This window comes from Paenibacillus sp. 102, assembly GCF_039549175.1.
Lineage (GTDB): Bacteria > Bacillota > Bacilli > Bacillales > Bacillaceae_G > Bacillus_A.
On the sequence record NZ_JBCGHT010000053.1, the window covers coordinates 1 to 2,170 of the forward strand.

Genomic DNA, 2,170 nt, shown 5'->3' on the forward strand with positions numbered 1-2,170 from the left:
CATCAGTTTGGTGATGATGGCAGAGAGGTCACACCCGTTCCCATACCGAACACGGAAGTTAAGCTCTCTAGCGCCGATGGTAGTTGGGACCTTGTCCCTGTGAGAGTAGGACGTCGCCAAGCAAAAAACCTAAGTCGTTTCGACTTAGGTTTTTTTGTGTTTAACAACATAATGCATATTATATAAAGACATACTGATGCTATAAGTCTGGATCTCTTGAAGCATAAATTTTTGAATACTTCAATGCTCATGCTACAATGGTTGAAACTTAAATTTAATGAGGTGTTAGTATGAAAATTGAAGTTTGGTCTGATTTTGTATGTCCGTTTTGTTATATTGGGAAGCGTAGGTTAGAAAAGGCTTTAGACCAATTTTCGCATAAAAATGATGTTGATGTGGAGTTTAAAAGCTTTGAATTAGACCCGAATACTCCAATTTATTCTGGAATAAGTATTCATGAAGCAATTGCATCAAAGTATGGGATTAGTATTGAAGAAGCTAAGCGCAATAGTATCCAAATAGGCCATCAGGCAGCTAGTGTAGGTTTAACTTTTAATTTCGAAGAAATGAAACCAACGAACACTTTTGATGCTCATCGTTTGGCAAAGTTTGCAAAGAATCATGAAAAAGAAAAGGATATCATAGAAAATCTGCTTTTTTCATATTTTGCTGAATCTAAAAATTTAAGTGATGTGGAAACACTTGCTGATATTGCTGAAGCTTCAGGGTTAGACAGGCAAGAAGCTTTAAACGTTCTAAATAATAAAGATGCTTATGCAAATGATGTTCGAATTGACGAAGGAATTGCCCAACAGTATAGGATCACGGGAGTACCGTACTTTATTATTAATCAAAAATATGCTATTTCAGGTGCACAACCACTTGAAACATTTGTTGGTGCGCTTCAAAAGGTGTGGGAAGAGGAGAACCCTAAGCCTAAATTCCAAGATCTTTCATCAGATGGTACAAACGATGCCTTTTGTGCAGATGGCAGCTGTTCGGTACCGTCAAAAGAATAACAGTTTTCATCTATTATGCCTCATATGATGTAATTGAGGAACAAGCTTTAAATGTCACATGCAGAAGTATTAATAATTTTTTGATTTAATTCTTAACCCACAGAAACTCATGAAACTTCTGTGGGTTTTGTGCGTGCAGTAAGACCTTTCACCTCAAAATTCAGGGAGAAACGAGGAAGATAGGTGGGGGATGAAGTCCCCACTCATGGAAGTTTCACTTTATTTTAAGTAGCTATTTTAGTTACTTGGTAAAAACATTGGTGCAATAAAGATGATAATGCATGCTCCTTTCTCTGAATCTACTTTTTGAAGGGTGCCAACTATTTCAAAATATAGTTCATGTAAATCGCTTGTATTACTTTTCTGGTATATTATGAATAGTAGGTTCTGTGGCAATACCGAGCTCTTCTAGTTTTCTTATATCATCTTTATAACTCGTTACAATAATCCCTCAAGAAAGATCGCGTGACGGAATCCTTGTTATTAGTAAGTAACCATCAAACTGATCTTTTCTACTCCAGCGGTATCTAAGTGATATTAGAAGGAGAATGCTTCTAATTTTCCACAAAAGCAAAACATTTTCCTTGCCGATTAAATCATTGGGAGTACTCTGAATCCAGCTGTGTTTAGGAGGCTTTTGAAAGTATGATATTGTTATTTTTTTATAATTACTGTTCGAAACATTGCGAGAGAGTTGTATTTTTGTACATACTTGTTTAGGAGTGGCAAAGAAAAGTACAATAATTAGCTCGTTATATAGTATAGATTAAAGTAAGATTATTGGCTGATCTATTACATGCAGGGGCTAGGGCCCATTAAATTGAAAGTACATTAGAGAAATAGATTAAAAAAGAGGAGATAATGAGTTTCTGTTCATTACTACTATTTGAGGTAGGAATATTGCCTCGATTTAGTGAAGTTTCAATAGTGTGTCTCGCATACTATAGTAATGCAAAGAATAAACCATATTTTTATGGAAAAAACTTTTTTAAAAACTATTGACTATTACTATATAGAGGTGTATTATTATACGAGTCGCCGATAGCAACAACGCAAAAAGCGACAAACGAAATAAAAAACTTAGTTGACATTGAAACATTAAAGTGTTAACATAAGGGAGTCGCAAATGAGCGACAAACGAGTTCTTTGAA

At 35.1% G+C, this 2,170-nt stretch carries 1 protein-coding gene and 1 rRNA gene; both read left to right on the forward strand.

Going from position 1 to position 2,170, the window contains the following annotated elements:
* Window positions 1-6: 6 nt before the first annotated feature.
* A 5S ribosomal RNA gene (rrf, locus tag AAIE21_RS29165) occupies window positions 7-122 on the forward strand.
* Between the two features lie 168 nt (window positions 123-290).
* Window positions 291-1,019, forward strand: coding sequence for a DsbA family oxidoreductase (locus tag AAIE21_RS29170; RefSeq protein WP_343269870.1), 729 nt, complete (start codon window positions 291-293; stop codon window positions 1,017-1,019).
* Window positions 1,020-2,170 lie beyond the last annotated feature (1,151 nt).